Annotated in this window: 32 protein-coding genes and 2 tRNA genes; 14 read left to right on the top strand and 20 right to left on the bottom strand. The window is 35.9% G+C overall.

Annotation, left to right across the window (positions count from 1 at the left end):
- Together OOL07_RS00245 and miaB are read right to left on the bottom strand one after the other, a co-directional pair.
- The gene (locus tag OOL07_RS00245; RefSeq protein WP_264694011.1) at positions 1-978 is read right to left on the bottom strand and encodes a PhoH family protein; all 978 of its coding nucleotides are present in this window, start codon (positions 976-978) and stop codon (positions 1-3) included.
- A 73-nt stretch (positions 979-1,051) separates the two neighbouring features.
- Positions 1,052-2,377 (bottom strand): tRNA (N6-isopentenyl adenosine(37)-C2)-methylthiotransferase MiaB, encoded by a 1,326-nt coding sequence (gene miaB / locus OOL07_RS00240; RefSeq protein WP_264694009.1) that lies wholly within the window; start codon positions 2,375-2,377, stop codon positions 1,052-1,054.
- Between the two features lie 136 nt (positions 2,378-2,513).
- On the opposite strand from miaB, the gene radC reads away from it, so the two are divergent.
- Entirely contained in the window at positions 2,514-3,191 is a 678-nt protein-coding gene (radC, locus tag OOL07_RS00235) for a RadC family protein (protein WP_264694007.1), read from the top strand.
- On the opposite strand, the gene OOL07_RS00230 is transcribed toward radC, so the two are convergent.
- The 3 genes from OOL07_RS00230 to lgt are packed head-to-tail and all read right to left on the bottom strand — an operon-like array spanning position 3,192 to position 5,287.
- Positions 3,192-3,677 carry a dihydrofolate reductase gene (locus tag OOL07_RS00230; RefSeq protein ID WP_264694005.1) on the bottom strand — a complete coding sequence of 162 codons (486 nt, stop codon included), beginning with the start codon at positions 3,675-3,677 and terminating at the stop codon, positions 3,192-3,194. It lies immediately after the preceding gene.
- Positions 3,678-3,683: 6 nt separating this feature from the next.
- Complete coding sequence (locus tag OOL07_RS00225) at positions 3,684-4,478, bottom strand: thymidylate synthase (protein ID WP_264694003.1); 795 nt, start codon at positions 4,476-4,478, stop codon at positions 3,684-3,686.
- Positions 4,479-4,495: 17 nt separating this feature from the next.
- Positions 4,496-5,287: a prolipoprotein diacylglyceryl transferase gene (gene lgt / locus OOL07_RS00220; protein ID WP_264694001.1), complete on the bottom strand. Its 792-nt coding sequence runs from the start codon at positions 5,285-5,287 to the stop codon at positions 4,496-4,498.
- Between the two features lie 60 nt (positions 5,288-5,347).
- On the opposite strand from lgt, the gene OOL07_RS00215 reads away from it, so the two are divergent.
- From OOL07_RS00215 to OOL07_RS00180, 8 genes are all read left to right on the top strand, one after another.
- Positions 5,348-6,091, top strand: a complete 744-nt coding sequence (locus OOL07_RS00215) for a hypothetical protein (protein WP_264693999.1) — start codon at positions 5,348-5,350, stop codon at positions 6,089-6,091.
- Between the two features lie 106 nt (positions 6,092-6,197).
- The gene (locus OOL07_RS00210) at positions 6,198-6,548 is read left to right on the top strand and encodes an EF-hand domain-containing protein (RefSeq protein ID WP_264693997.1); all 351 of its coding nucleotides are present in this window, start codon (positions 6,198-6,200) and stop codon (positions 6,546-6,548) included.
- Positions 6,549-6,611: 63 nt separating this feature from the next.
- Entirely contained in the window at positions 6,612-6,920 is a 309-nt protein-coding gene (locus OOL07_RS00205; RefSeq protein WP_264693994.1) for an EF-hand domain-containing protein, read from the top strand.
- 228 nt (positions 6,921-7,148) lie between these two features.
- On the top strand, positions 7,149-7,577 hold the full coding sequence (locus tag OOL07_RS00200; protein ID WP_264693992.1) for an EF-hand domain-containing protein: 429 nt from the start codon (positions 7,149-7,151) through the stop codon (positions 7,575-7,577).
- 146 nt (positions 7,578-7,723) lie between these two features.
- Complete coding sequence (locus tag OOL07_RS00195) at positions 7,724-8,062, top strand: EF-hand domain-containing protein (protein ID WP_264693990.1); 339 nt, start codon at positions 7,724-7,726, stop codon at positions 8,060-8,062.
- A gap of 159 nt (positions 8,063-8,221) precedes the next feature.
- Entirely contained in the window at positions 8,222-8,584 is a 363-nt protein-coding gene (locus tag OOL07_RS00190) for an EF-hand domain-containing protein (protein WP_264693988.1), read from the top strand.
- A 73-nt stretch (positions 8,585-8,657) separates the two neighbouring features.
- Positions 8,658-8,987: an EF-hand domain-containing protein gene (locus tag OOL07_RS00185; protein WP_264693986.1), complete on the top strand. Its 330-nt coding sequence runs from the start codon at positions 8,658-8,660 to the stop codon at positions 8,985-8,987.
- Entirely contained in the window at positions 8,980-9,348 is a 369-nt protein-coding gene (locus OOL07_RS00180; RefSeq protein WP_264693984.1) for an EF-hand domain-containing protein, read from the top strand. Before OOL07_RS00185 ends, OOL07_RS00180 begins: the two co-directional genes overlap by 8 nt.
- 80 nt (positions 9,349-9,428) lie before the next feature.
- Here OOL07_RS00180 and OOL07_RS00175 read toward each other — a convergent pair whose 3' ends face one another.
- The 5 genes from OOL07_RS00175 to OOL07_RS00155 all read right to left on the bottom strand — a co-directional run bounded on the left by OOL07_RS00175 (position 9,429) and on the right by OOL07_RS00155 (position 12,878).
- Positions 9,429-9,695, bottom strand: coding sequence for a hypothetical protein (locus OOL07_RS00175; RefSeq protein ID WP_264693982.1), 267 nt, complete (start codon positions 9,693-9,695; stop codon positions 9,429-9,431).
- A 42-nt stretch (positions 9,696-9,737) separates the two neighbouring features.
- Entirely contained in the window at positions 9,738-10,133 is a 396-nt protein-coding gene (locus tag OOL07_RS00170; RefSeq protein ID WP_264693980.1) for a DoxX family protein, read from the bottom strand.
- 99 nt (positions 10,134-10,232) lie between these two features.
- Entirely contained in the window at positions 10,233-11,882 is a 1,650-nt protein-coding gene (gene groL / locus OOL07_RS00165; RefSeq protein ID WP_264693978.1) for a chaperonin GroEL, read from the bottom strand.
- A 64-nt stretch (positions 11,883-11,946) separates the two neighbouring features.
- Positions 11,947-12,237 (bottom strand): co-chaperone GroES, encoded by a 291-nt coding sequence (gene groES, locus OOL07_RS00160; RefSeq protein WP_264693976.1) that lies wholly within the window; start codon positions 12,235-12,237, stop codon positions 11,947-11,949.
- 194 nt (positions 12,238-12,431) lie between these two features.
- The gene (locus OOL07_RS00155) at positions 12,432-12,878 is read right to left on the bottom strand and encodes an FxsA family protein (protein ID WP_264693974.1); all 447 of its coding nucleotides are present in this window, start codon (positions 12,876-12,878) and stop codon (positions 12,432-12,434) included.
- A gap of 110 nt (positions 12,879-12,988) precedes the next feature.
- Between OOL07_RS00155 and OOL07_RS00150 the strand changes: the two genes are divergently transcribed.
- Positions 12,989-13,064: transfer RNA gene (locus OOL07_RS00150), tRNA-Phe, on the top strand.
- Positions 13,065-13,093: 29 nt separating this feature from the next.
- On the opposite strand, the gene OOL07_RS00145 is transcribed toward OOL07_RS00150, so the two are convergent.
- From OOL07_RS00145 to rpsU, 6 genes are all read right to left on the bottom strand, one after another.
- Positions 13,094-13,360: a hypothetical protein gene (locus OOL07_RS00145; protein WP_264693972.1), complete on the bottom strand. Its 267-nt coding sequence runs from the start codon at positions 13,358-13,360 to the stop codon at positions 13,094-13,096.
- Between the two features lie 28 nt (positions 13,361-13,388).
- A tRNA-Ile gene (locus OOL07_RS00140) sits at positions 13,389-13,465 on the bottom strand.
- 7 nt (positions 13,466-13,472) lie between these two features.
- On the bottom strand, positions 13,473-15,269 hold the full coding sequence (gene rpoD, locus OOL07_RS00135; protein WP_264693970.1) for an RNA polymerase sigma factor RpoD: 1,797 nt from the start codon (positions 15,267-15,269) through the stop codon (positions 13,473-13,475).
- A gap of 83 nt (positions 15,270-15,352) precedes the next feature.
- Positions 15,353-17,086, bottom strand: a complete 1,734-nt coding sequence (gene dnaG, locus OOL07_RS00130; protein WP_264693967.1) for a DNA primase — start codon at positions 17,084-17,086, stop codon at positions 15,353-15,355.
- Positions 17,087-17,122: 36 nt separating this feature from the next.
- On the bottom strand, positions 17,123-17,584 hold the full coding sequence (locus tag OOL07_RS00125) for a GatB/YqeY domain-containing protein (RefSeq protein ID WP_264693964.1): 462 nt from the start codon (positions 17,582-17,584) through the stop codon (positions 17,123-17,125).
- A 35-nt stretch (positions 17,585-17,619) separates the two neighbouring features.
- On the bottom strand, positions 17,620-17,835 hold the full coding sequence (gene rpsU, locus OOL07_RS00120; RefSeq protein ID WP_264693961.1) for a 30S ribosomal protein S21: 216 nt from the start codon (positions 17,833-17,835) through the stop codon (positions 17,620-17,622).
- 106 nt (positions 17,836-17,941) lie between these two features.
- Between rpsU and tsaD the strand changes: the two genes are divergently transcribed.
- Entirely contained in the window at positions 17,942-18,949 is a 1,008-nt protein-coding gene (gene tsaD, locus OOL07_RS00115; RefSeq protein WP_264693959.1) for a tRNA (adenosine(37)-N6)-threonylcarbamoyltransferase complex transferase subunit TsaD, read from the top strand.
- A 9-nt stretch (positions 18,950-18,958) separates the two neighbouring features.
- Here the strand turns inward: tsaD and plsY are convergent, their stop codons facing one another.
- Positions 18,959-19,540 (bottom strand): glycerol-3-phosphate 1-O-acyltransferase PlsY, encoded by a 582-nt coding sequence (plsY, locus tag OOL07_RS00110; RefSeq protein ID WP_264693957.1) that lies wholly within the window; start codon positions 19,538-19,540, stop codon positions 18,959-18,961.
- A 43-nt stretch (positions 19,541-19,583) separates the two neighbouring features.
- Here plsY and folB point away from each other — a divergent pair, with 43 nt between their 5' ends.
- From folB to OOL07_RS00095, 3 genes are read left to right on the top strand one after another with little or no spacing between them, the layout of a single operon-like run.
- A complete protein-coding gene (gene folB / locus OOL07_RS00105) occupies positions 19,584-19,937 on the top strand; it encodes a dihydroneopterin aldolase (RefSeq protein WP_264693955.1) in 354 nt (117 codons plus the stop codon).
- Between the two features lie 47 nt (positions 19,938-19,984).
- Positions 19,985-20,479, top strand: coding sequence for a 2-amino-4-hydroxy-6-hydroxymethyldihydropteridine diphosphokinase (folK, locus tag OOL07_RS00100; RefSeq protein ID WP_264693953.1), 495 nt, complete (start codon positions 19,985-19,987; stop codon positions 20,477-20,479).
- Positions 20,480-20,501: 22 nt separating this feature from the next.
- Positions 20,502-21,698, top strand: a complete 1,197-nt coding sequence (locus tag OOL07_RS00095; protein ID WP_264693951.1) for a class I SAM-dependent methyltransferase — start codon at positions 20,502-20,504, stop codon at positions 21,696-21,698.
- 2 nt (positions 21,699-21,700) lie between these two features.
- On the opposite strand, the gene OOL07_RS00090 is transcribed toward OOL07_RS00095, so the two are convergent.
- From OOL07_RS00090 to secB, 3 genes are all read right to left on the bottom strand, one after another.
- The gene (locus OOL07_RS00090; protein WP_264693949.1) at positions 21,701-22,366 is read right to left on the bottom strand and encodes a hypothetical protein; all 666 of its coding nucleotides are present in this window, start codon (positions 22,364-22,366) and stop codon (positions 21,701-21,703) included.
- Between the two features lie 244 nt (positions 22,367-22,610).
- A complete protein-coding gene (locus OOL07_RS00085; RefSeq protein WP_264693947.1) occupies positions 22,611-23,624 on the bottom strand; it encodes an NAD(P)H-dependent glycerol-3-phosphate dehydrogenase in 1,014 nt (337 codons plus the stop codon).
- 34 nt (positions 23,625-23,658) lie between these two features.
- Positions 23,659-24,150, bottom strand: a complete 492-nt coding sequence (gene secB / locus OOL07_RS00080; protein ID WP_264693945.1) for a protein-export chaperone SecB — start codon at positions 24,148-24,150, stop codon at positions 23,659-23,661.
- Between the last annotated feature and the right edge of the window lie 7 nt (positions 24,151-24,157).

Here is a 24,157-nt window from a genome sequence, read left to right as displayed (position 1 = left end):
TTAGAGGGATTGTTTATCAAAATGATCGTAGGCCTGTACTATTTTTTGGACTAATGGATGTCGTACTACATCCGTAGATTTAAAAAAAGTAAAGCTAATCTCTCGTACATCTTTTAATACCTGAATAGCATGGCGTAATCCAGATTTTTGCCCTTTAGGAAGATCGATTTGTGTTATATCTCCGGTAATTACCGCTGTAGACCCATACCCTAAACGAGTAAGAAACATTTTCATTTGTTCAATTGTTGTATTTTGGGCCTCATCTAAAATAATGAAAGATTCATTGAGTGTACGGCCGCGCATATAGGCCAAAGGGGCCACCTCAATGATATGGCGCTCAATAAGCTTATTAACTCGCTCAAACCCTAGCATATCGTAGAGTGCATCATAAAGAGGGCGAAGATAGGGGTCTATCTTCTGAGTTAAATCTCCGGGAAGAAATCCTAATCGCTCTCCCGCTTCTACCGCAGGGCGAATAAGGAGTAATTTTTGAACTTTTTCCTGTTTTAATGCTTCTATAGCACTGGCTACTGCTAAATAGCTTTTACCAGTACCTGCTGGACCAACCCCAAAACTAATATCATAATGAGCAATATTATATAAGTAACAAGTTTGCTGTGGGTTTCTCCCTTTAATTGTCCCTTGACGAGTTTTAATTGAAATTTCTTCTATATTTTGTATAGATATATCTGATTCTTGAAGAGAGAGATGTATATAATCTGGGCTAACGTAATTTCTACTTGCCCTATCGTATAAGGATTTGATAATCTTAGTTGCCTTTTCTACTGAAAGGCTATCCCCTGTAATTTGAAATCTATTACCTCGATTATTGATTTCTACCCCTAAATTTTTTTCTATATAACGTAGATTATTATCAGATTGACCGCAAAGATTAGCTAATCGCCGATTACTTAGCGGTTCTAAAATAAATCTACTGGTATTACTAGTGTGGAGAATAGCGGATTCGTTGTTATCCAAGATATATCAGAAATGACATGTGATATTCAAGATTAAACCTTAAAAATCATTAAGGAAATAGTATTATGATATTTTATTGGTAAATTCTACCACGAAGAGAATTCGAAAGTGCTTCAGTAATTTGTATATTCATAAAACTACCAATTAACTCCTTATTAGCAGGAAAATTCACTACTCGATTATTTTCGGTGCGCCCAGACAAAAAGGTAGAATTTTTCTTAGATGGTTTTTCAACAAGTACTCGTTGCATTGTACCTATCATGTTTTGGCTAATTACTTGTTCTGAGGAAAGAAGTAATTCTTGTAATCTGGAAAGACGCTCTTTTTTTACTTCAGTAGGTGTTGAATCAGGAATACTAGCGGCAGGTGTACCTGGTCTAGGACTATAAATAAAACTAAAAGAGTGATCAAAGCCTATTTCTTTTGCTAAATCTAGGGTGGCTTGAAAATCATTCTCAGTTTCCCCAGGCAATCCAACAATAAAATCACTAGAGATACTGATATGAGGACGTACTTTACGTAATTTCTGAAGTTTGGCTTTATACTCCTCAATAGTATGCCCTCGTTTCATTAAGCTAAGCATTTTATTTGATCCGCTTTGCACTGGTAAGTGCAGATGGCTGACAAGTTCAGGTACTTCAGCAAAAGCTTGAATAAGGCTATCTGAAAATTCTACTGGGTGAGAAGTAGTAAAGCGAATACGATCTATGCCATCAATTGCTGCAGCATAATGTATCAGTAGTGCTAAGTCAGCAATATCTTTATCGCTCATTAGACCTCTATAGGCATTTACATTTTGCCCCAGAAGGGTAACTTCACGTACCCCTTGATCTGCTAAACTTACAATTTCAGCAAGCACATCGTCGAAGGATCTGCTAATTTCCTCTCCACGGGTATAAGGGACTACACAAAAAGAACAGTATTTACTGCAGCCTTCCATAATAGAGACAAATGCAGTAGGTCCTTCTGCTCTAGGTTCAGGTAATTTATCGAATTTTTCAATTTCTGGAAAAGAAATATCAATCACTGGTTTTCCAGTTGCCCTAGCTTGAGTAATCATAGCTGGTAAGCGATGGATCGTTTGAGGGCCAAAGACAAGATCTACATAAGGGGCACGTGCTCGAATTGCTTCTCCTTCTTGACTAGCAACACAGCCGCCAACTCCAATGATTAGTTTAGGATCTGCTTTCTTTTGAGCCTGCCATTGCCCTAGCTGGGAAAATACTTTCTCTTGTGCTTTTTCTCTAACAGAACAAGTATTAAGTAACCACACTTCAGCTTCATCAGGGTTTGAAGTACGCTCTAATCCATGGGATTTATAAAGCATATCTGCCATTCTTGTAGAATCATATTCATTCATTTGGCAGCCGTAGGTTTTTATATAAAGCTTATTTCCCATAGAAGTATTATTTTACTTAAATTCAAAATCAATAGATATATAAGTAATTCTTTTTTAATGCCTAGTGTTATTAGAGTATATTTACCATACATTTATGCAATAAAGCTATATAAAGGGATTTTAGGGTTAAAATTTTATGGCGATAACTGACTGGCCAGTAGAAGAAAGGCCACGAGAAAAGCTTCTACAGCGAGGAGCAGGTGCTCTATCTGATGGGGAATTGCTGGCTATTTTTTTACGTACTGGTATTTTTGGAAAAACTGCAGTTGATTTAGCTAGAGATCTTTTAGAGCGTTTTGATGGATTACGCCCACTGTTAGAATCTAATCAAAAGGAGTTTTGCGATGTTCCTGGTTTAGGCATAGCCAAATATACCCAACTACAGGCATGTTTAGAAATGAGTCGTCGCTACTTAGCATCTACCTTGAGTGAAAAAGATATTTTGACCGATCCTCAAAACACTAAACGATATTTAGTAGCACATCTACGATCTTATCCATTTGAAGTTTTTGCTTGTCTATTTTTAGACAATCAAAACCAGATACTTGCCTTTGAAGAATTATTTCGAGGCACCGTTAATAGTGCAAGTGTTTATCCTCGTGAAGTAGTGAAAAAAGCATTAAACCATAATGCAGCAGCAGTAATTTTTGCCCATAATCACCCCTCTGGTATAGCAGAACCAAGCCAAGCGGATAAAAGAATTACGCAACACTTAAAAGAGGCTTTAGCACTGATAGATATAAAGGTATTAGATCATATCATTGTAGGTGATGGAGAAAGCTCCCTTTCGTTTGCAGAGAAAGGGATGATTTGATTAATTTAGCCTCACTAATTTAATGAAATCATAACGATAAGGATTTTTATCATCAGAATTATGAGATTCTTTCCAAAACTCCTTCCACTGCCTCCAATCTATATACGGAAACCAGCTATCTCCATGAAATTCTCCATGAATATGAGTTAAGTAAATATTCTGAGCATAGAGAAGCATTTGCTCATATATAGAAGCACCACCAATTACCATGAGTTTTTTTTCTTGAGCGAATTGTAATCCCTCGCTTAAGCTATTCACTATAGTGCAGTTCTTTGCAATATAGCGAGAATCACTGGTAAGAATAATATTCTCTCTACCCTCTAAGGGATGTCCAATACTCTCATAGGTTTTTCTTCCCATAAGCACTGATCTCTCTATAGTTAATTTACGAAAATACTTCAAATCAGCAGGTAGTTTCCAAGGTAATTTATTTTGGTTGCCAATTAAACGGTTATTATCCATGGCTACCACAAGAGAAATTGCCATTTTAATTTATATAGAGATAGCTGCTTTAATCGTTGGATGGCTTTTATAATCTAAAATTTCTAAATCTTCGTAGCTGTATTCGAATATAGAACTAGGCTTTCTTTTAATATGAAGTTTAGGTAGTAAGTAAGGAGTACGGGTAAGCTGTTCTTTTGTTTGGATAATATGGTTTTGATAAAGATGTATATCACCTCCTGTCCAGATAAATTCTCCTACCTCTAAATTACATTGTTCAGCCACTAAATGAGTAAGAAGTGCATAAGAGGCGATATTAAAGGGTACACCCAAAAATAAATCAGCACTTCTCTGATAAAGCTGGCAAGATAATTTATTCTCTGCTATATAAAATTGAAATAGTGCATGGCATGGAGGTAACGCCATCTTATCTATATCCGCAGGATTATAGGCTACCACTACATGACGACGGCTATAGGGATTACTTTTAAGTTGATCTATAGTGCTTGATATCTGATCTAAAGTTTCTCCATTCATTAGGGGCCAAGCACGCCATTGTTTACCATAAACGGGACCTAATTCTCCCTGAGTATCTGCCCACTCATCCCAAATAGTAACGCTATGTTCATGAAGGTATTGAATATTGGTGTCTCCTTTTAAGAACCAAAGTAGTTCTACGAAGATAGAGCGGGTATGTAATTTTTTAGTAGTGACTAAGGGAAACCCCCGCTGCAGATCAAATCTCATTTGATACCCAAAAATTGATTGAGTACCCATTCCCGTCCTATCTCCCCGATGCTTACCAGTTTCTAAGACTATTTTAAGCAAATTAAGGTATTGCTGCATATTGAAAATTTGCAAATTTAGGAAGTACGCTTTAAATAAGACCATCCGAAAAGAGTAATACCTAGGATAATCATAGGAAAACTCAGAATCTGCCCCATAGTAAGCCAATTAAATGCCAAATAACCTAGCTGGGAATCGGGTATCCGCACGAACTCTACTGCAAATCGGAATAACCCATAACAGATTAAAAATAAGCCAGAAATTGCCTTAGTAGGTCTTTTTTTTCCAGAGAAAAGCCATAAAATTAAAAATAAAACAAGACCTTCTAATCCAGCTTCATAAAGTTGGGAGGGATGACGGGGTAGATCCCCTGCTCTAGGATCAGGAAATACTATGGCCCAAGGCAGAGCGGTTACTTTTCCCCATAATTCACCATTGATAAAGTTTCCAATTCGCCCCGTTCCTAATCCAATAGGAATTAAAGGTGCAATAAAATCTGTAACTTGGAAATAGCTCTTTTTTGTTTTATACGCATAAATAGCCATCGCCGTAAGTACACCAAGTAATCCACCGTGAAAGGACATACCCCCCTGCCATACTTTAAAAATGCTCAGCGGATTTTCAATTAAATAATCAAAACTATAGAAGAACATATAACCAATACGTCCTCCTAAGATAATCCCTAAAACTACATAAAAAAGGAGATCATCTACTTGCTCTTGAGTCCATCCTGATTGTGGTTTGTTAGCTCGGATTCGTCCTAACCACCAACCAGCAATAAACCCAATCAGATACATAAGACCATACCAATGAACTTGAATTGGTCCTAAAGAAAGTGCTATTGGATTGATATTAGGGTAGCTTATCATGGTAAAAATTGTCGGTATTTACAAATATAATTTTTATTTTTAAATGACTAAAATCAAATAATGACAAATAAAGATACGCTTATTCAGCAAATCACTACTCAAACAGCTAAAGATCCCAACCAAGATTATCTTCTAAAAAAAGCAGAATCTATAATTGATAATTTATCTACTTCTATCCATTGGAAGAATGATAAAAGTATCCCTGAAATAATTTGGAATCATAGAAGTAAAGAAAATAAGGAATATGACTGGCAGAACTTGTCTTTTAAAGAGACAGAGTTAGAAACTGTAATTACTGACTATTTAAAGTTTCCCCAAATCCATTGTCAAGAGTTAGATTGGTTAATGATGGATATTTTGATTTATAGAGATTGTTTAAATGCACTTGATGCTATTCGAGTCCAAACTATGCCCCATAGCCGTTATCAATCTAAAAAATCAGGTAATTCTACGTTTAGAATTTTAGCAGAACTTTGGCGATTTGGATTATTTATCTTAAAAATATTGGCATGGATAATTATTTTTTCATTCACTACTATTCCTCCCTATTCACTAAATACCATCTTTCTTCATTTACCTATTACCCCCATCCTATGGATAGTAATTACCCTCGGATGGTTAGGAAAAAAATGGATTGATTATAGGAAAAATAATAATTACTTAAAAGTTCTATTTAACACCTATGATATTTTAAAAAATTCCCTATTTAGCTGGTCTGAGATTCAAGAATTATTAAAGAGGAGTCAAAAATTTGGGATGATGTGGAACAATTTGATATATCAACTAGTCAAAGCAAGAGTTTGAATACATTTCATCGTAATAGATATAAGCGATAGAGCTGTTTTCTTAACTAATTTTCATTTTTAAATGCTATAAATACTAGAAGGAGTGTTCAGTGAAAACTATTTTTTTGCGTAATTTGTTAATAGTTGGTGGTGCACTGTTTTTAATATTTTCTACTCCAATATTTGCTGCTTCATCTCAAGAAGGAAACAAAGGAGAGTGGTTCAGCAAAATGGATTCGAATGGAGATGGTAAAATCAGCAAAGATGAAGCCAAAGGATCATTAAAAGATCGATTTGATAAAGTTGATTCCAATAGTGACGGATATATTACTCAAGATGAGCTTGGTTCTTCTATGAAAAATGAAAGCAAAGGTAATAAGCACCATGGTAATTATGGGAATGAAGGAGAGGAACACCATGGGGGCAATCGTGGCAATTGGGAAAAACATCATAGAGATTCAGACAACAATAATTAGTTGAAGGTATCGCTAGATATTATTTTCCTTATTTATTTTTTAAACTTTAAAAGGAGTATTCTAATGAAGATCGCCTCTATTAAAATGTTACGTAATTTATTCATTTTCGGTGGTGCTTTATCACTGATATTTTCTGCTTCTGCTTTTGCCGGCTCTTCAGATAAGGAAGGTAGACATGAAAAACATATGGAAAAAATGTTTAGTAAAATGGATACAGACGGGGATGGTAAGATTAGTAAAGGAGAAGCACAAGCAGCGGCTGCTGCACGATTTGATAAAGTAGATACTAATAAAGATGGATATGTTACTAAAGACGAAGCGGCAGCGGCTGCTAAAGAAATGAAGAAAAAACACAATGAACATTCAGACTAATAACGGTTAGTAGATTGCTTTACTAACACTTTAAAAATTAGCCTTACATCTTTTTGTAAGGCTAATTTATTCCCTCCATTTTAAGTCTTTCCCTAAAAATATTTTTAGTACTCTCTCTTTACTTTTCAATAAATTTTCTTGATTTTTCGCAGATGCTGTCTAATCTTAATTGATGAGAGAGACACTCATTCCTATGATAGAAGTGAGTACAAAATAAGGAGAGACGTTATGAAAAAAAGAAATTTGAAAAATGCTTGTTGCTTAACAATTTTTAGTGGAATCCTTGCTATTAGTGTATCTTTTTCTGTCTTCGCTGGTGATCGACCCAGTTCTGATTCTAGCTATAAATATAAGGTACGGGAAGAAACTCAAGAAGAAAAACTCTATAGAGAGCTAGATATAAATAAAGAACAGTTATTTAGGGAGCTAGATATAAATAAGGATGGAAAAATTAGCCAGCTTGAAATTGATCTAGCAGCAGGTAAGAGATTTAAAAATATGGATCTAGATGGAGATGGTTATCTTAGTGAAGATGAACTCTATATTGCCCAGTTGAATCAAGAGGCTAACTATACTAAAGTTGCCCAATCTAGATTAATTACACCCGAGAGTGAGAGTACAGATCAAATATTTATCGGTATGCTAGCTGAGAATTAGCTAGAGCTACTAACTTGGTTTATCTATTATAGATGTTTTTTATAAAAATATCTCTCATCATCTTGAATTTTTCACAATAGATCCTATCCTTAGGGTAGGAGGATATCTATAAGTCCTTCCATACTAAAAAGGAGAGTATACATAATATGAAGAATTCAAAATTTATAAGCTGCTCAGCTATTCTTAGTGGAATTTTTGCACTAATGCTAACTATCCCTGGCTTTGCCCAAGATAAAGTATCTACTAATTCTTATAAAAATATGCAGAAAGAAGCTAATGAGCAATTCTTTCAAGAATTAGATAAAAATAAAGATGGTAGAATCAGTGAATTAGAAGTAGATTTAGCTGCTGATGATCGGTTTCATGCAATAGATCTTGACGGAGATGGCTATCTTAGTGATCAAGAGCTTTATTTAGCTGTCTTAAAACAAGAAGAAACGTATAATGTAGGGTTATTGCAATTAGAACATAATCCTACCAACTAGTTTTAGATTTCCATACTGATAGAATTTTAATAGTAAACAACAGTATGGTATATTAGTTTCATTAATACATTATTTGCCTAATCAATTTATCCGTGCCCTGCAGCACTTAACTGCAGGGCGTGAGTGGCTGTTATATATAAGATAAGGGAGTAAAAGATCATGGAAAAGATTATTAGGACGATAGGTAATTTTACCCTTGGTGGGCTTTTTTTATTGCCCCTAGCTACTTCCTCCGTTTTTTTGCTATCTTTGACTACTCCTTCAGCTTTTGCTACTGGTGGGCTACCATTTCCTATGGACCCTGAATATATTCCCCCAAGCCATCCAGACCGCCCTAAGTACGATGCAGAAAAACGTAGAAAAATGATTCATGAATTACTGCGATCTCTAGATAGAAACGGGGATGGAAGAGTAAGTATAGAGGAGTTTGAGGAAGGTACTGAACGTAATTTTAGCCACCTAGATACTAATAGAGATGGCTATATTAGCAGAGAAGAAATGATGGGTACTATTCATAAATAGCAATCATTAAGAGTTTAAATCTTAAACCTAACTCTAATTTCTTGGAATTAAGTACTAGAGGGGAGGCAGGCTTATGGGTAAAGCTCTCTTTAGAGTTTTAGGGATTTTTCTACTATTTGCTATTTATCTAACTACAATAGTAGGTACCCCGGATCGGGCTATTGCTACTGGCGGTCTACCATTTCCTATGAGCCCAGATTATATACCTCCCGAGCACCCTAAATATGAAGAAGAAGAACGCAAAAAGGCGGTTCATAATTTGCTTAGATTACTTGATAGGAATGGAGATGGAAGAGTAAGCGTTGAAGAGTTTGAAGCAGGCACAGAACGTAATTTTGGACACTTAGACACTGATCGTGATGGCTATATCAGCAAAAAGGAAATGGGGGTTACAAATGACTAAGAATATAAGAATTACCTATTTTATTGGGTTTTTATTTGCATTCCTATCAACTCCTAGTTTAAGCGGAGATAGCGAATCTAACAATGGAATGATAGATAAATCTAAAGAGTACAATAGAGCTCTATTTAAAAATATGGATAAAAATCAAGATGGAGAAATTAGCGAATTAGAGAGAGATCTATATAATAAAGAGTTGTTTGAAGACATGGATAAAAATAAAGACGGAAAAATAAGTGAGTTAGAAATAGATCAATATAGTAAAACTCTATTCAGAGATATGGATAGGAACAAAGATGGAAAAATCAGCGAGCTAGAAATGGATCAGGTGGCTGATGATCAAGCTCAAAAAACAGAAAAATAATAATTTATTAATTTCACCAAGTGGAATAACTTAAAAGGTAGTCATATCTATTCATAAAGATATAACTACCTTAATCATTTTTAATCAGCTTTATGTTTAAGCTCTACGGCTTTATCTTTTGTAGCATCGTATGCTTCCACCGTTCTGTCTTTAATTTTCTCTCCAAGACATTTCATTGTACCATCCGTACAGGTCGCTTCTTTAGCCCTGTTCACTTTTGCTTGAGCTGATCTCTTGGCATCATTAGTTTTTGCTTCTAGCTTTTCAGTAGCAGTTTCTTCTGCTAATGTAGCAAATGATATAGAGCATAATAACAATAAACTTAAAGTAGTTAATAAAGATTTCATCTATACTCTCCTTACTATAGATTTAAAGTATTAAGTATAGAACTAAACGCTTGTTTTGTCTTTAGCCTTCCTTGCATCTAAACTATATTTATCGCCACCATAGCACATTAATAGCAATAATCCGCCAGAGATTGCTATATTTTTTGTAAAAGCAATTACTTCCATTTGGTTAGAAAAATCACTATGAAAAAGTGCTGCAGCTGCTATGGCAAAGACAGCTAAAACTAGTGCAACCCAACGAGTAAAGAAACCGAGGATTAAAGCTATTCCTCCCCCAAACTCAATTAGTATTACTAGAGGTAATAAAGCACTCGGAACTCCTACTGAGCTCATATATTCTTGAGTACCTCCATAGCCTGATCCTAATTTAGAAATACCAGCCAAAATAAAAACCTGGGCTAACAACATTCTAGCTATAAGATTAGTTATTTGATTCATAAAATTTTCCTATCTTTCAAAAAAATAAGAGGGATCCCCAGAAATCTCTGGAGATCCCTCTTATCTTAAGAGGCAACTAAAGTGAAAGCAATAAGAGCTTTACATCATTCCCATATCACCCATACCACCCATGCCACCCATGCCTGGGGCACCGGTGGCTGAACCTTCATCCTTAGGTGCTTCTGCAATCATAGCTTCCGTAGTAATCATTAAACCAGATACACTAGCAGCTTTTTGTAGTGCGGTTCTGGATACTTTCGTAGGATCTAAGATCCCCATAGCAATCATATCGCCAAACTCACCAGTAGCAGCATTATAGCCAAAATTCCCTGATCCTTCTTTAACAGTATTCACGATAACTGAGGCTTCTTCTCCAGCATTGTGCACGATTTGACGTAATGGCTCTTCCATTGCACGACGAGCTAAATTAATACCTACATCTTGGTCGTGATTTAGCCCTTTAATATCTTTAATAGCAAGTAAAGCACGAATTAAAGCAACGCCACCACCAGGAACAACCCCTTCTTCCACTGCTGCACGAGTGGCATGGAGTGCATCTTCAACACGAGCTTTTTTCTCTTTCATTTCCATTTCAGTGGCAGCACCTACCTTGATAACTGCAACACCACCAGCTAGCTTAGCTACTCGTTCTTGAAGTTTTTCTTTATCGTATTCAGAAGTAGCTTCTTCCATTTGAACACGAATTTGTTCTACTCGAGCTTTAATACTATCTGTATTGCCTGCCCCATCAACAATCGTAGTGTTTTCTTTGCTAACGCTAATTCTCTTAGCCTGACCTAAATCATCTAATGATGCTTTATCTAAGGATAACCCTACCTCTTCGGAAATAACGGTACCTCCAGTAAGCACAGCAATATCCTCTAGCATAGCTTTACGGCGATCCCCGAACCCAGGAGCTTTAACAGCACATACTTTCACAATACCTCTAATGGTATTTACTACTAGCGTAGCTAGGGCTTCTCCTTCTACATCTTCAGCAATGATAAGTAAAGGTCTACTTGATTTTGCTACATTCTCTAATATAGGGAGTAATTCACGAATATTAGAGATTTTTTTATCATGGATAAGGATATAAGGATTATCTAACTCAGAAGCCATAGACTGCTGATTGCTTACAAAGTAAGGAGATAAGTAACCACGATCGAATTGCATTCCTTCAACTACATCTAGTTCATTTTCTAAACCAGATCCCTCTTCTACTGTAATTACCCCTTCTTTACCTACTTTCTGCATTGCTTCAGCAATAATATTTCCTACGGTCTCATCTGAATTAGCAGAAATAGTACCTACTTGAGCAATTGCTTTATTATCTGCACAAGGCTTAGATAATTTTTTCATCTCTTCAACAGCTGCTACAACTGCTTTATCAATACCTCGCTTAAGATCCATAGGATTCATACCAGCGGCTACTGCTTTCATTCCTTCCCGCAACATACTTTGGGCTAATACTGTTGCAGTGGTTGTACCATCGCCAGCGACATCAGAAGTTTGAGAAGCAACCTCTTTAACCATTTGGGCGCCCATATTTTCAAACTTATCTTTAAGCTCAACTTCTTTAGCAACGCTAACTCCATCTTTAGTGATAGTAGGAGCACCAAAACTTTTTTCTAAAACTACATTGCGTCCTTTAGGGCCTAAAGTAACTTTTACCGCATCAGCTAGAATATTAACTCCACGCACCATACGATGGCGTGCATCTTCGCTAAATTTTACTTCTTTAGCAGACATACTTAATTTAATCCTCTATTATAATTAATTAGTTAAATAAACCTATTTCTATATAAGCTACTTTTTAGCCGTGAAAAACTGCTACGATATCGTCTTCGCGCATCACAAGTAATTCTTCACCGTCTACTTTAACTTCTGTACCAGAATATTTACCAAAGAGCACCTTATCTCCAACCTTAACATCAAGAGATCTGGTTTGCCCATTTTCTAGGATTTTACCATTGCCTACGGCAATTACTTCTCCGCGAATGGGTTTTTCGGCAGCTGTATCTGGAATCACAATTCCACCAGCAGAGGTTTTTTCTTCTTCTGTTCTGCGAACAATCACACGATCATGAAGCGGGCGAATCTTCATTACTTTTTCCTCACTACTTTAATGTCTATAAATAATAGAAATTTTTTAATTACTATATTGATCATTACAGGAATACTCTTTATCAATTTTCAAGAGAGTACAAGCTAGGAATTATTAGCACTCACCTATAATGAGTGCTAATAATAGATAAAACTTAGAAATAAGTCAATTAAAGAGAAAGAATAAATAAATATTTATTCTTTCTCTTTTTTAGCTTGTCCTTCGATAATACGAGTCTTATTTTGATAGGAAGTACCCTGTGTTCCGATACTATACATTGTTACTTTAGAAAAGTTACGAAAAATAAAAGAAGTAATAAATAGCTTGCGTATATTGGGTATTAATCCTAAAAGAGCTAAAAAATCAGTAAAAAATCCCGGAATAATTAGAAGAATACCAGATATAAGAATCACTACACCTTCTAGCATCTCGAGTGCTGGAGTCTCTCCTCTAGCTCCTATAGATTGGACATTACGTAAAATAGAGAATCCCTGATACCGGACTAAATTTCCCCCTAATAATGCGGTAATAAGGCAGAGTAGAATCGTAGCTCCTGCTCCAATTCTACTACCGATTACGATAAATAAATAAATTTCAATAAAGGGCAATCCAAGAAGAAATATAGGTAGGACAGGAAACATAAGCCACCTTGGTAAGTAAAAGATCTATTCTATCCGATATAACTATTGATACAATCTTGTTAAATAATTCATATGTGATAGTATATGGAGGATAGTTATTATCCTAATAAGGCCAGGTAGCTCAGTCGGTAGAGCAAGGGACTGAAAATCCCTGTGTCGGCAGTTCGATTCTGCCCCTGGCCACCAACCTGATATAAATAGCAATTATGGTAGTTTTAGCTATTTTTTTGATTTAGAATACGATTCTTCTCTGCAATATATATCCTAATAGTAATAATTACAGCAGGTACAGAAAGAATCTGCCCTATTGTTTTAAGTAAAAACGCAAAACTTCCTGTAGTAATATTAGGAATAAACATTTGATTCCCAAATATTCTAGGATGAAGTGCTAGATACTCCCCACTAAAATAAAAGATAGAACAAGAAATGATACAAATAATTATAGTGAGCTGTAACCTAGCTGAATTTATCAAGGTTATCATTTAGTTATTTAAAACCATTAGTAGAACTTGGTGGGCCCAGTAGGACTCGAACCTACGACCAAGGGATTATGAGTCCCCTGCTCTAACCAACTGAGCTATAGGCCCCGCTTAATCATTTTCTACCTATATCTAAAAAACTACGTAATTGCTCAGAACGAGAAGGATGACGCAGCTTACGCAGTGCCTTTGCTTCAATTTGACGAATTCGCTCTCGGGTAACATCAAATTGTTTTCCTACTTCCTCTAGGGTATGATCCGTATTCATATCAATCCCAAAGCGCATTCTCAACACTTTAGCTTCTCTAGGTGTTAATCCTGATAATATTACCTGTGTTGTTTCCTGTAATCCAGAAAAAATTGCAGAATCTGCAGGAGAAACAGTATCTATATCTTCAACGAAATCTCCTAAGTGAGAGTCTTCATCGTCTCCTATAGGAGTTTCCATTGAAATAGGTTCTTTTGATATTTTTAATACTTTACGTACCTTATCCTCTGGCATCTCTACTCGCTCAGCAAGCTCTTCTGGAGTGGGCTCTCTACCCATTTCTTGCAGCATTTGTCGAGAAATTCGACTTAATTTATTGATTGTTTCAATCATATGGACAGGAATTCGAATGGTCCGTGCTTGATCTGCAATAGATCTGGTAATTGCTTGCCGTATCCACCAAGTAGCATAAGTAGAAAATTTATATCCTCTGCGATATTCAAATTTATCTACCGCTTTCATTAAGCCGATATTACCTTCTTGAATTAAATCCAAAAACTGAAGACCACGATTAGTATATTTTTTAGCGATTGAAATGACTAGGCGTAAATTAGCCTCAACCATTTCCTTTTTAGCTCTTTTAGCTCTAGCTTCACCGATAGATAAAGATCGGTTTGTTTCTTTAATTTCAGTAATACTCATACAAGCAGCTTTTTCTAAAGCAACTAGTTTTCTCTGAGCTGCTTGAATAATATCTTTATTATTCTTTAAAGTAGGAGAGTAATTCTTTTTTGCTTCAATGTGAGTTTCTACCCAGCTCAAATCACTTTCATGCCCTTGAAAGCAAGACAAAAATTCTTGCCGTAACATTCCTGATTCATGTACGACAACTTGTATAATAACTCGCTCATGCTCACGAATTTTTGTAACGGTTGAATGCAGCTCATCTGTAAGATCTTTAAAAGTATTAGGTACAAGTTTAAACTCCAGAAAACATTTACTCATTGCTTCTAGTGCTTTAACCCGCTTTTTATCATCTCCGCCCACTAGGGTATCTTGATAACGCTTATATACTTTTTTAAGCTGGTTAAACTGTTTTTTAACTTTTTGAGGATCAAGTTGGCTATCTTCTTCTTTACCAATATTTTCTGAATCCTCAGCTTCCTCTGAAGCTACTTGGGTAGTAGTATTATCATCTAGATCATGAAATCCAGATATTACATCAGAGATGCGAATCTCACCTGATTCTACTTTTTTATATTGTTGTAACAGCTTTGCGGTGCTATCTGGAAACCGAGATAAAGCACTGTAAACTTGATACATGCCTTCCTCAATTTTTTTAGCGATATGAATTTCCCCATCACGAGTTAGAAGTTCAACGCTACCCATCTCTCGCATATACATGCGAACAGGATCAGAGGTTCGAGAAAATTCTCCATCAGAAACAAGGGCAGCAGCAGTCTCTTCTACAACTTCCTCATCAGCAATGTCTGTTGAATCCATAAGGGCTAGATCATCCGTCTCTGATATGTCCTCATGAACAGTAATCCCCATATCATTAAACATAGTAATGATATCTTCTACTTGTTCTGGGTCTATAATATCTTCAGGTAAGTGATCATTAACTTCACTATAGGATAAGTAACCCCTATCTTTTCCTTTAATAATTAGCAATCTTAACTGGGATTGGCGATCTTGTTCCATTTTTCAAACTTTATACAAAGTTGTATGTTTATATATTAGTATGTAGTTTACATTAAATGTGTAATTATTATATACCTATAAAACTATCTAACAGTTAATAACGCACGTAATTTATTCTGTTCTGTATCACTTAAAGCTAAATGATTAGCTAATACAGTCGCCTGTTTGCCTGCAATTTGTTTTTTTAAACAATTAATTGTACTTTCTAATTCAACTGCTATGTTCTCATCAGTAATGAATAACTCTTTCTTTACTAGCTGCTCTAAATAAGGATTTAACCCTGAATTTCTCCAGTGTTCAAGTAAAACACCTGTACTTGAATTAGGTTTGTCTATTAGCAGCTTAATAATACTACTGAGTAATTCTACATCTAACCCCACAACTCCATCTAGCGAGAAATCTTTGGGAACTAACGCAATTAAATGAGGGTTTTGAATAAGAATAGTGATTATTTTTTGTATTGGTGTAGATATATTTTCTTTACTTTTATTTTTTTTTAGCTCTTGGCTAATAATTGTAGAGTTATTTTTTTTCGCCTCTAGCCTATTAACTAGCACGTTGTATTCTATTTTTGCTATTTCTGCAAGATGCAGAAGTAGCATATCTCGGTAGATACCTGAAGGAATCTTACATATTAAAGGCCAAGCCAATTCAACTAAGCGAGCTCGACCATCGATACTATATAAATTTACTTTCTCTTTTATTGTACTCAATAACACCTCAGATAGTGGCTGCGCCCCTTCAATATATTCTTCAAAAGTATTACGCCCTTTACTTCGAACTAAGCTATCCGGATCCTCCCCATAAGGTAGGAAAATAAACTGAATTTCCCGCCCTTGACTTAATAAAGGTAGTACAACTTCTAGAGCATGCCAAGCTGCTTTTTTACCTGCGTTGTCTCCATCAAAACAAAACACAATTGTAGAAGCAATCTGGAATAGACGAGTTAGATGATCTACAGTAGTGGCAGTGCCTAAAGTAGCTACAGCATATTCTATACCGTGATTAAAAAGTGTAAGTACATCCATGTATCCTTCAACCACTAGCAATTTCTCATGGTTATGTGATGCTTGAATAACTTGATATAAACCATATAGCTCTCTTCTTTTATGAAAAAACGGTGTTTCAGGAGAATTTAGGTATTTTGGATATGTAGGATGATCTTCTAAAAGTCGCCCACCAAAGCCTATTATTTTTCCCTGTCGATTATGAATTGGAAAGATAAGACGGTTTCTAAATCGATCGTAACTAGGTTTTTCTCCCCTATTAATAATTAATCCAGAATTTTTAATATGGGGTTTTAATGGTGAAGGAATGGCTTTTAACAAACCATCCCAATAAGGTAAAGCTAATCCAACTTGAAACTTATCGATAATAGACTCAGTTAATCCTCTTCTTTGAATAAACGTTTTAATATATTGATGATTTATATATTTTCTTAATTGGGCCGCATAGAAGCTAGCTGCAAATGCAAGTAGATCGTATAGCTTTTGGTTAATACTTAGAGATTGTCCTTCTTCTCCTGGGATAAGTACACCCGCTTGCTTGGCTAGCTCCCCTACTGCCTCAACAAAATTTAAGTGATCAAAGGCAATAAGAAAGCTAATAGCGTTTCCGTGGGTACCGCACCCAAAACAATGATAGAATTGCTTTTGTGGGTTTACGGTAAATGATGGGGTTTTTTCATTATGAAAAGGACAACAGGCAATATATTGGTAACCTGATTTACGCAGGGCAACCCGACTACCAATTAAAGATACAATATCGGTACGCTCAATAAGATCGCTAATAAAAGCCTGAGGAATTTTTCCTTTCATTACTTGAAATTAGAAAACTTCCTTAAAAATTTATATTTAAGCTATAAGTTTCCCTTTTATTTGATTACTTACTACTTTCATATCAGCTCGACCTTGGATAAGCGGTTTAAGCAAATTCATTACTTTCCCCATATCTTTAACCGTGACTGCTTGCACCTGCTCAATTGCCTTTCGGATCATGATTTCAAGTTCATCTTCGCTTAGCAAAGCAGGCATGTAGTTTTGTATTATAGTCTCCTCAAATAACTCCTTTTCTGCTAATTCTTTTCTACCTGCTGCTTCATACTGTTCAGTAGATTCTCGCCTTTGCTTCAGCATTTTATCTAGTAATGCAATAATTTTTTCATCATCTAGTATAGATCGTGTATCTACTTCATACTGCTTAAGAGATGCCATTATCATCCGTAAAACACCAAGCTTAGCTCTATCTTGAGTACGCATTGCTGTTTTAACATCTTCCTGTAAACGTAATTTTAATGGGCTAGTTTCTATCGTCATTAATTTTTATTCTATGCTTCTTTTAGAATAAATAATTAATATAAGCGAATATACCTTGCTCGCTCTCTTGCTACTTTTTTCATCGAACGTTTTACAGCTGCAGCAGCCTTACGCTTGCGAACAGAGGTAGGTTTTTCATAAAATTCACGACGACGAACTTCTGATAGAATACCTGCTTTTTCGCAAATTCTTTTAAATCTACGAATAGCAATATCAAAAGGTTCATTTTCTTTCACTCTAACATTTGGCATGAAATCTCCTTAATTTATAAAAATGTATTGAATAAGCATCTATTAATAGATTAAAACTAAAGAATTCTACGGATCATTAATTAAAAAATCAATTGTATTTTATACTGTGCGAATATTAGGGATAGAAACCTCCTGTGATGAAACAGGAGTTGCTATTTATGATAGTGAAAAAGGAATACTTGCAAATTTTCTTCATAGCCAAATAGCAACTCACGCTGAATATGGAGGAGTTGTACCGGAGCTAGCCGCTCGAGATCATATTCGCAAACTTTTGCCGTTAATTCGTGAATCTCTAGAATATGCGCATCTTAACAAGCAAGATATAGATGCTGTTGCATATACAGCGGGACCAGGATTAATTGGAGCCCTTTTAGTAGGAGCATCTGTAGGTCGAAGTTTAGCTTGGGCATGGAATATACCCGCTATTCCAATTCATCATATGGAGGGGCATTTACTCTCACCCATGTTAGAATCAGATCCACCTGATCTTCCCTTTTGTGCTTTATTAGTCTCTGGTGGTCACACTTTATTAATCGCTGTGGAAAAAATAGGTAAATATCATGTTTTAGGGGAATCTCTCGATGATGCAGCTGGAGAGGCTTTTGATAAAACCGCAAAACTACTAGGTCTAACTTACCCCGGTGGTCCAGCACTAGCAAAACTTGCTGAAGTTGGAAACTCCCATAGATTTTATTTTCCTCGACCCATGCTTGATCGGCCCGATCTTGATTTTAGTTTTAGTGGTCTTAAAACTTACGCTCTCAATACTTTTAAAAAATATGGAATAGAAGCAGCTTCTGATATTGCCTGTGCTTTCCAAGATTCAGTAGTTGATGTACTTGTATCTAAAAGCTGTCGAGCAATCCAGCACACAGGATACGAGAATCTAATTGTTGCAGGCGGAGTAAGTGCTAATCAGGCACTAAGAAATCAATTCTCTGTTATAAGTAAAAAAATGAAAATTAAAGTGTACTATCCTAGATTAGATTTTTGTACTGATAATGGGGCTATGATTGCATTTGCAGGCTATCAGTCGCTGATTTCAGGTCGAAAAACAGATCCTAATTTCAAAGTACGCTCTAAATGGTCGTTGAGTGATTTATACTTAATCTAAATAAATATTTTAAAATCCATCTTCCCGGCGATTTAATATTCTAGCAATATTGGAACGATGCCGCCAAAGGGAAAGTAATGCCATTATTGTAGTTACGATACAAATAGCAGGCACTGAAATAAGCCACCAAGCAAGGAAAGGTGCGGCAATTGCTGCACTAAGTGCAGATAAAGAGGAGATTTTTTTATACCCAAAAACAAACAACCAAACTGCAAGAACTAATATACCTAAGAGCCAATTGAACCCTAATAGGACGCCTAATCCGGTTGCAACTCCCTTGCCTCCACGAAAGTTAAAAAAAACAGGATAAAGATGACCTAAAAATGCGGCTAGTCCAACACCTGAAATTATCCAAGGATAATCACTCATATACCCTGTAACCCATACTGGAAAGAACCCCTTTAAGGTATCTCCAAGCAATACAATTGCAGCAAGTCGTTTACCACCTATGCGTAATATGTTAGTTGCACCTGGATTACCTGATCCATAATTTCTAGGATCTCCTAAATGGGCTAGTTTTGAGACAATAATTGCACTGGATAAAGATCCCAAAATATAGCCTGCTATAAGCAGAGTTAAATAAATAAGCATGTTATGATTAACAATTTATGTATAAATTATATGTGAGTTAAAAATGGATATCGTTTATTTAAGTAATTTACGCATTGAAACTATCATCGGTATATATGATTGGGAGCGTAAAACCAAACAAACGATTTCCCTAGATCTAGAGATGGCAACCGATGTAGCTAAAGCTGCAATGAGTGATGACATTAATGATGCTTGCGATTATAAAGCAGTGGCAAAACGACTGATTGATTTTGTAGGTAATAGTGAGTTTTTCCTCATAGAGACTTTAGCAGAACAAGTATCTCAAATTATATTACAAGAATTTAAAATTTCTTGGCTACGTCTTAGAGTAGATAAATTAGATGCGGTTCGAGGTGCTCAAGGTGTGGGGGTAATTATAGAGCGTTCTCAATCTTAAGAATTTATACTAACTCATAGCTATAGTTAACTTGTAATTTACATAATATGGCCCGTGTATATGTGAGTATTGGAAGTAATATTGAAAAAGAAAAAAATATTCGCACTAGCATTTGTTTATTACAAAGCCAATATTCCCCTCTTACAATTTCACAAGTCTTTGAAAGTGAATCTATAGGATTTCAGGGAGATAGTTTTTACAATTTAGTAGTAGGGTTTGATACTACTGATTCAGTAGAGTATTTAGTATCCTACTTTAATAATATTGAACAATTGTGCGGTCGTAAACGAAGTGGTACTCGATTTAGTTCTCGCCCTCTTGATTTAGATTTACTGCTCTATGATGATTTTATACTTAATCTTCAACAGCCAAAAATCCAAATTCCTAGGGAAGATATTATTCACTATGCTTTTGTACTACGACCTCTCGCAGAAATTGCACCTCATGGTACCCATCCAATCTTAAAGAGAACTTATATAGATCTTTGGTCTAGTTTCAATAAATCTCTGAGTAATTTATGGCCTATTGAGATAGCGCTATAGCTTATTACTCTATCTTCTACTTATGCCCATAGCTTCTTCTCAAAGTCTACCCTATCCCAGCCCAGAGGCGATTATTCATAGCAAGGAATTACAAGGTTTAATCCAAGAGAATATTTACCAAGCAGGTGGAGCAATCCCTTTTTCTCGTTTTATGGAACTAGCCCTGTATACACCAAGGTTGGGATATTACATGGCATCATTGCCTAAAATTGGTTACCTAGGAGATTTTATTACTGCTCCTGAAATTTCTTCTTTCTTTTCCCGTTGTTTAGCTCTGGCAGCACAAGAAGTTCTAGCGATCTTAAAAAAAGGCAATATTTTAGAAATTGGTGCTGGATCAGGACGAATGGCTGCAGATATTCTTATCGAACTAGCAGATAGGGATTGCCTCCCTGAGCAGTATCTTATTTTAGAATTAAGTGCAGATCTTCGACAACGACAACAAACCTATTTATCTCAGAGAATTCCAAATCTTATGCCAAGAATTATTTGGCTAGATAGGCTACCTAATTCTATTCAGGGCATCATTTTTGCTAATGAAGTTTGCGATGCAATGCCAATACATTGTATTCAGATTGAAGCAGATTGTAGTTGGGAGCGCTATGTAAGCTGCGATCGGCAAGGAGAATTTATTTGGGAAAGTGGGCCACTGAGTGATCTCATCTTAGATAATCGAATTAATAATATCAGACCCTTCCTTAATTTTGATCTCAGCGCTGAATTTAGTTATATTTCCGAAATTAATTTAATGATGGAGCGCTGGATTACTGAGTTTGCTCATTGTTTACATCAGGGAGTGATTTTTATCGTCGATTATGGATTTCCACAGCATGAATATTATCATTGGCAACGATCTGAAGGTACGCTAATGTGCCACTACCAACAACATGCTCATTCAGATCCATTTTTTTTCCCAGGATTACAGGATATTACTGCCCATATAGATTTTACTGCTCTTGCAGAAGCAGGGAAAAATAGCAATCTTAGTATTGCAGGCTATTGTAGCCAAGCAGATTTTTTACTATCTTGCGGTTTAGATAAATTAATTGCTAAAGAATCGCAAAGAGCAACGCGTACTATGCTAGAAATAAGCAATCAAGTAAAGCGACTCATCTTACCCGGTGAAATGGGAGAGCTATTTAAGGTGCTTGCTTTAACTCGAGGAATTGAGCAATCCCTTTTGGGCTTTAAACTTAGAGATCGGCGCGCACGTCTTTAATTTTACTTTTCTTGCTGTAATTCCAACATATGTTCCTTAAGCTCGAAAAGTACTTCTTTAATGCCTGATAGATCCTTTTTCATGTTCTGAATATCCAATTTATTATTATTAATATCCTCTAAAACTTCTGCACTGATTTGAGCATTACCTGTACCACTACCACTCGCTTCATTTTCTGCTTTGTTACTTGAGTTTTTAGCCTCTGCAAGAATAGTGGGTACGTCTAAAACTAGCCAATCTCTTCTCATCCTATTACTCTTATAGTCTAAATAGAGTGCTTTACCATCTCCTAGAGTAATGGTGGTAGGTATTTTAGATTCAAAACGGCGAGATCCTACTGTAAATGGATGTAAACGACGATCAATCATCTCACCAGTTTGATGATTTATACCTCGAACCTCCTCTTGAAGTTTTCCAAAAATAATATTTAACTTGTTATCCCTAAAAAATACTCGCCCAGTATTTACAACCTTTTCCTTAGCCATAATCCCTTTTTGAAATCCCATGATTACAAAAATAATATCCTGATCTGGATCAGCTAAAACGAGTCCTTTGGGTAAATATGTGCTTAGTTGTAAAATTTCAGCGGGAGAAAAAATAGGGCGAAGCTCTTCTTGAACAAGAAGTTGACGCTTTGGTATCGTAAGAGATTCTAATATAGTACGCATATCAGATTCTGTAATTGAAACTGGATGCTGGTTATTTATAATCCCATCACCAGTATTTAAACTTATATATTGATCGCCTGAACTCCAAATAATCTTATTTTTACTATCATCACCGCTTTCCTCTTTTTTAATTGCTTTTTTATGAAAGCTACATGCTATTAAGCTTAAGGATAATAAAAGTAGAAAAAATAGCTTTATTAGCTGAAAAAAGGAAAATTGGTACTTTATATTATTTATTACTAACTTAGGTATGCTCAGGTTTTTGCTCCCTATTTAAAAGCATTTCAACTGCCCTTTTAGGATCTTGATTACAATACAATACCTGATAAACCTGCTCTACAATAGGCATCTCTACATTCGCTTGTCTTGCTCTTATAGATACAAGCCTAGCAGCCTCTATACCTTCGACTACTTGATCAATTAAAGCTAGTGCTTCGCTTAAAGTTTTTCCTTGAGCCAGAGCTAAACCCAAACGACGATTGCGAGACTGGTTATCAGTACAAGTTAAAGTCAAATCGCCAAGACAAGATAGTCCCATTAATGTTTCTTTTTTTGCACCATTTGCTAACGCAAGACGAATTAGCTCGGCAAGTCCACGAGTAATTAATGCAGCCCTAGTATTAGATCCAAAACCAAGACCATCACTTATACCCGCAGCAATTGCTAAAATATTTTTTACTGCCCCACCTAGCTGTACCCCGATCAGATCATTACTTGTATAAAGACGGAAAGTATTACCATGTAAACAATGAGCAAGATAGGTAAAAACAGCAGGGTAAGTAGTTGCTATTGTAACTGCAGTGGGTAATCCCATTGCAACTTCATGGGCAAAAGTAGGTCCTGAGAGAATAGCAATAGGATAGTCTGATCCCAAAACCTCAATAGCAACTTCATGCAATAATCTTCCTGTTCCTAGCTCCAATCCTTTAGTAGCCCAAATAATAGGAGTTTTTATAGGTATATTTCTAAATGTAATACATTCAAGGGTTAGTCGAAAAGCATGGCTAGGAACTGCGATAATAATTTGGTTAGTATGCTTCAGTGCCTGTTGTAAATCATATATAGGTGTTAATAGAGGAGGAAAGGAAATATTAGGCAAATAACGCTGATTACAGCCCTCACGAGTCATTATCTCTACTTGTTTTTGATCTCTCCCCCATAAATAAGTAGGCGTTTTATTTCGTGCTAGCAATACGGCAAGAGCAGTACCCCAAGATCCGGCACCTAGTACAAGGGTATTTTGACTATTAAAGTTCATGGAACAAAGGATTAACTACTTAATATATGTAGTATTAGTTTTTAATTGTATCTACAGATGATTTTTGTTGCTGCAATTGTTGTGCATAAAAAGCATCAAAATTAACAGGTGCTAGCAATAGCGGAGGAAATCCTCCCTTAGTGACTAAATCTGTAACTACCTCCCTAATAAATGGAAATAGGACAGCTGGACAATAGCTACCTAATAGAGGTCCTAAGTTTTCTTTGGTATATCCTACCAGATTAAAAATACCTGCTTGTTGCACTTCAGTTAGAAACGCGGTTTGGTCATTTATCTTAGCTGCTGCAGTTACAGATAGTACCACTTCGTATATATGTTCAGCGATCTGCTCATTTTTACTACTAAGCTGGATATTTATCTCAGGTTTCCACTCCTTTGTAAAAATATGAGGAGAGTTAGGCGTTTCAAAAGATAAATCCTTAACATATATTTTTTGAATATTAAATTGAGGTTGTTGGTTTTGTTGTTCATTACCCTCTTTTTGATAGGTACCATTTGTTGCCATGCTAAAT

Origin of the sequence: Candidatus Nitrosacidococcus sp. I8 (genome assembly GCF_945836005.1) — a bacterium.
GTDB lineage: Bacteria > Pseudomonadota > Gammaproteobacteria > Nitrosococcales > Nitrosococcaceae > Nitrosacidococcus.
The sequence above is the reverse complement of the archived record's forward strand: the minus strand, read 5'-3'. Positions and strand labels throughout refer to the sequence as shown.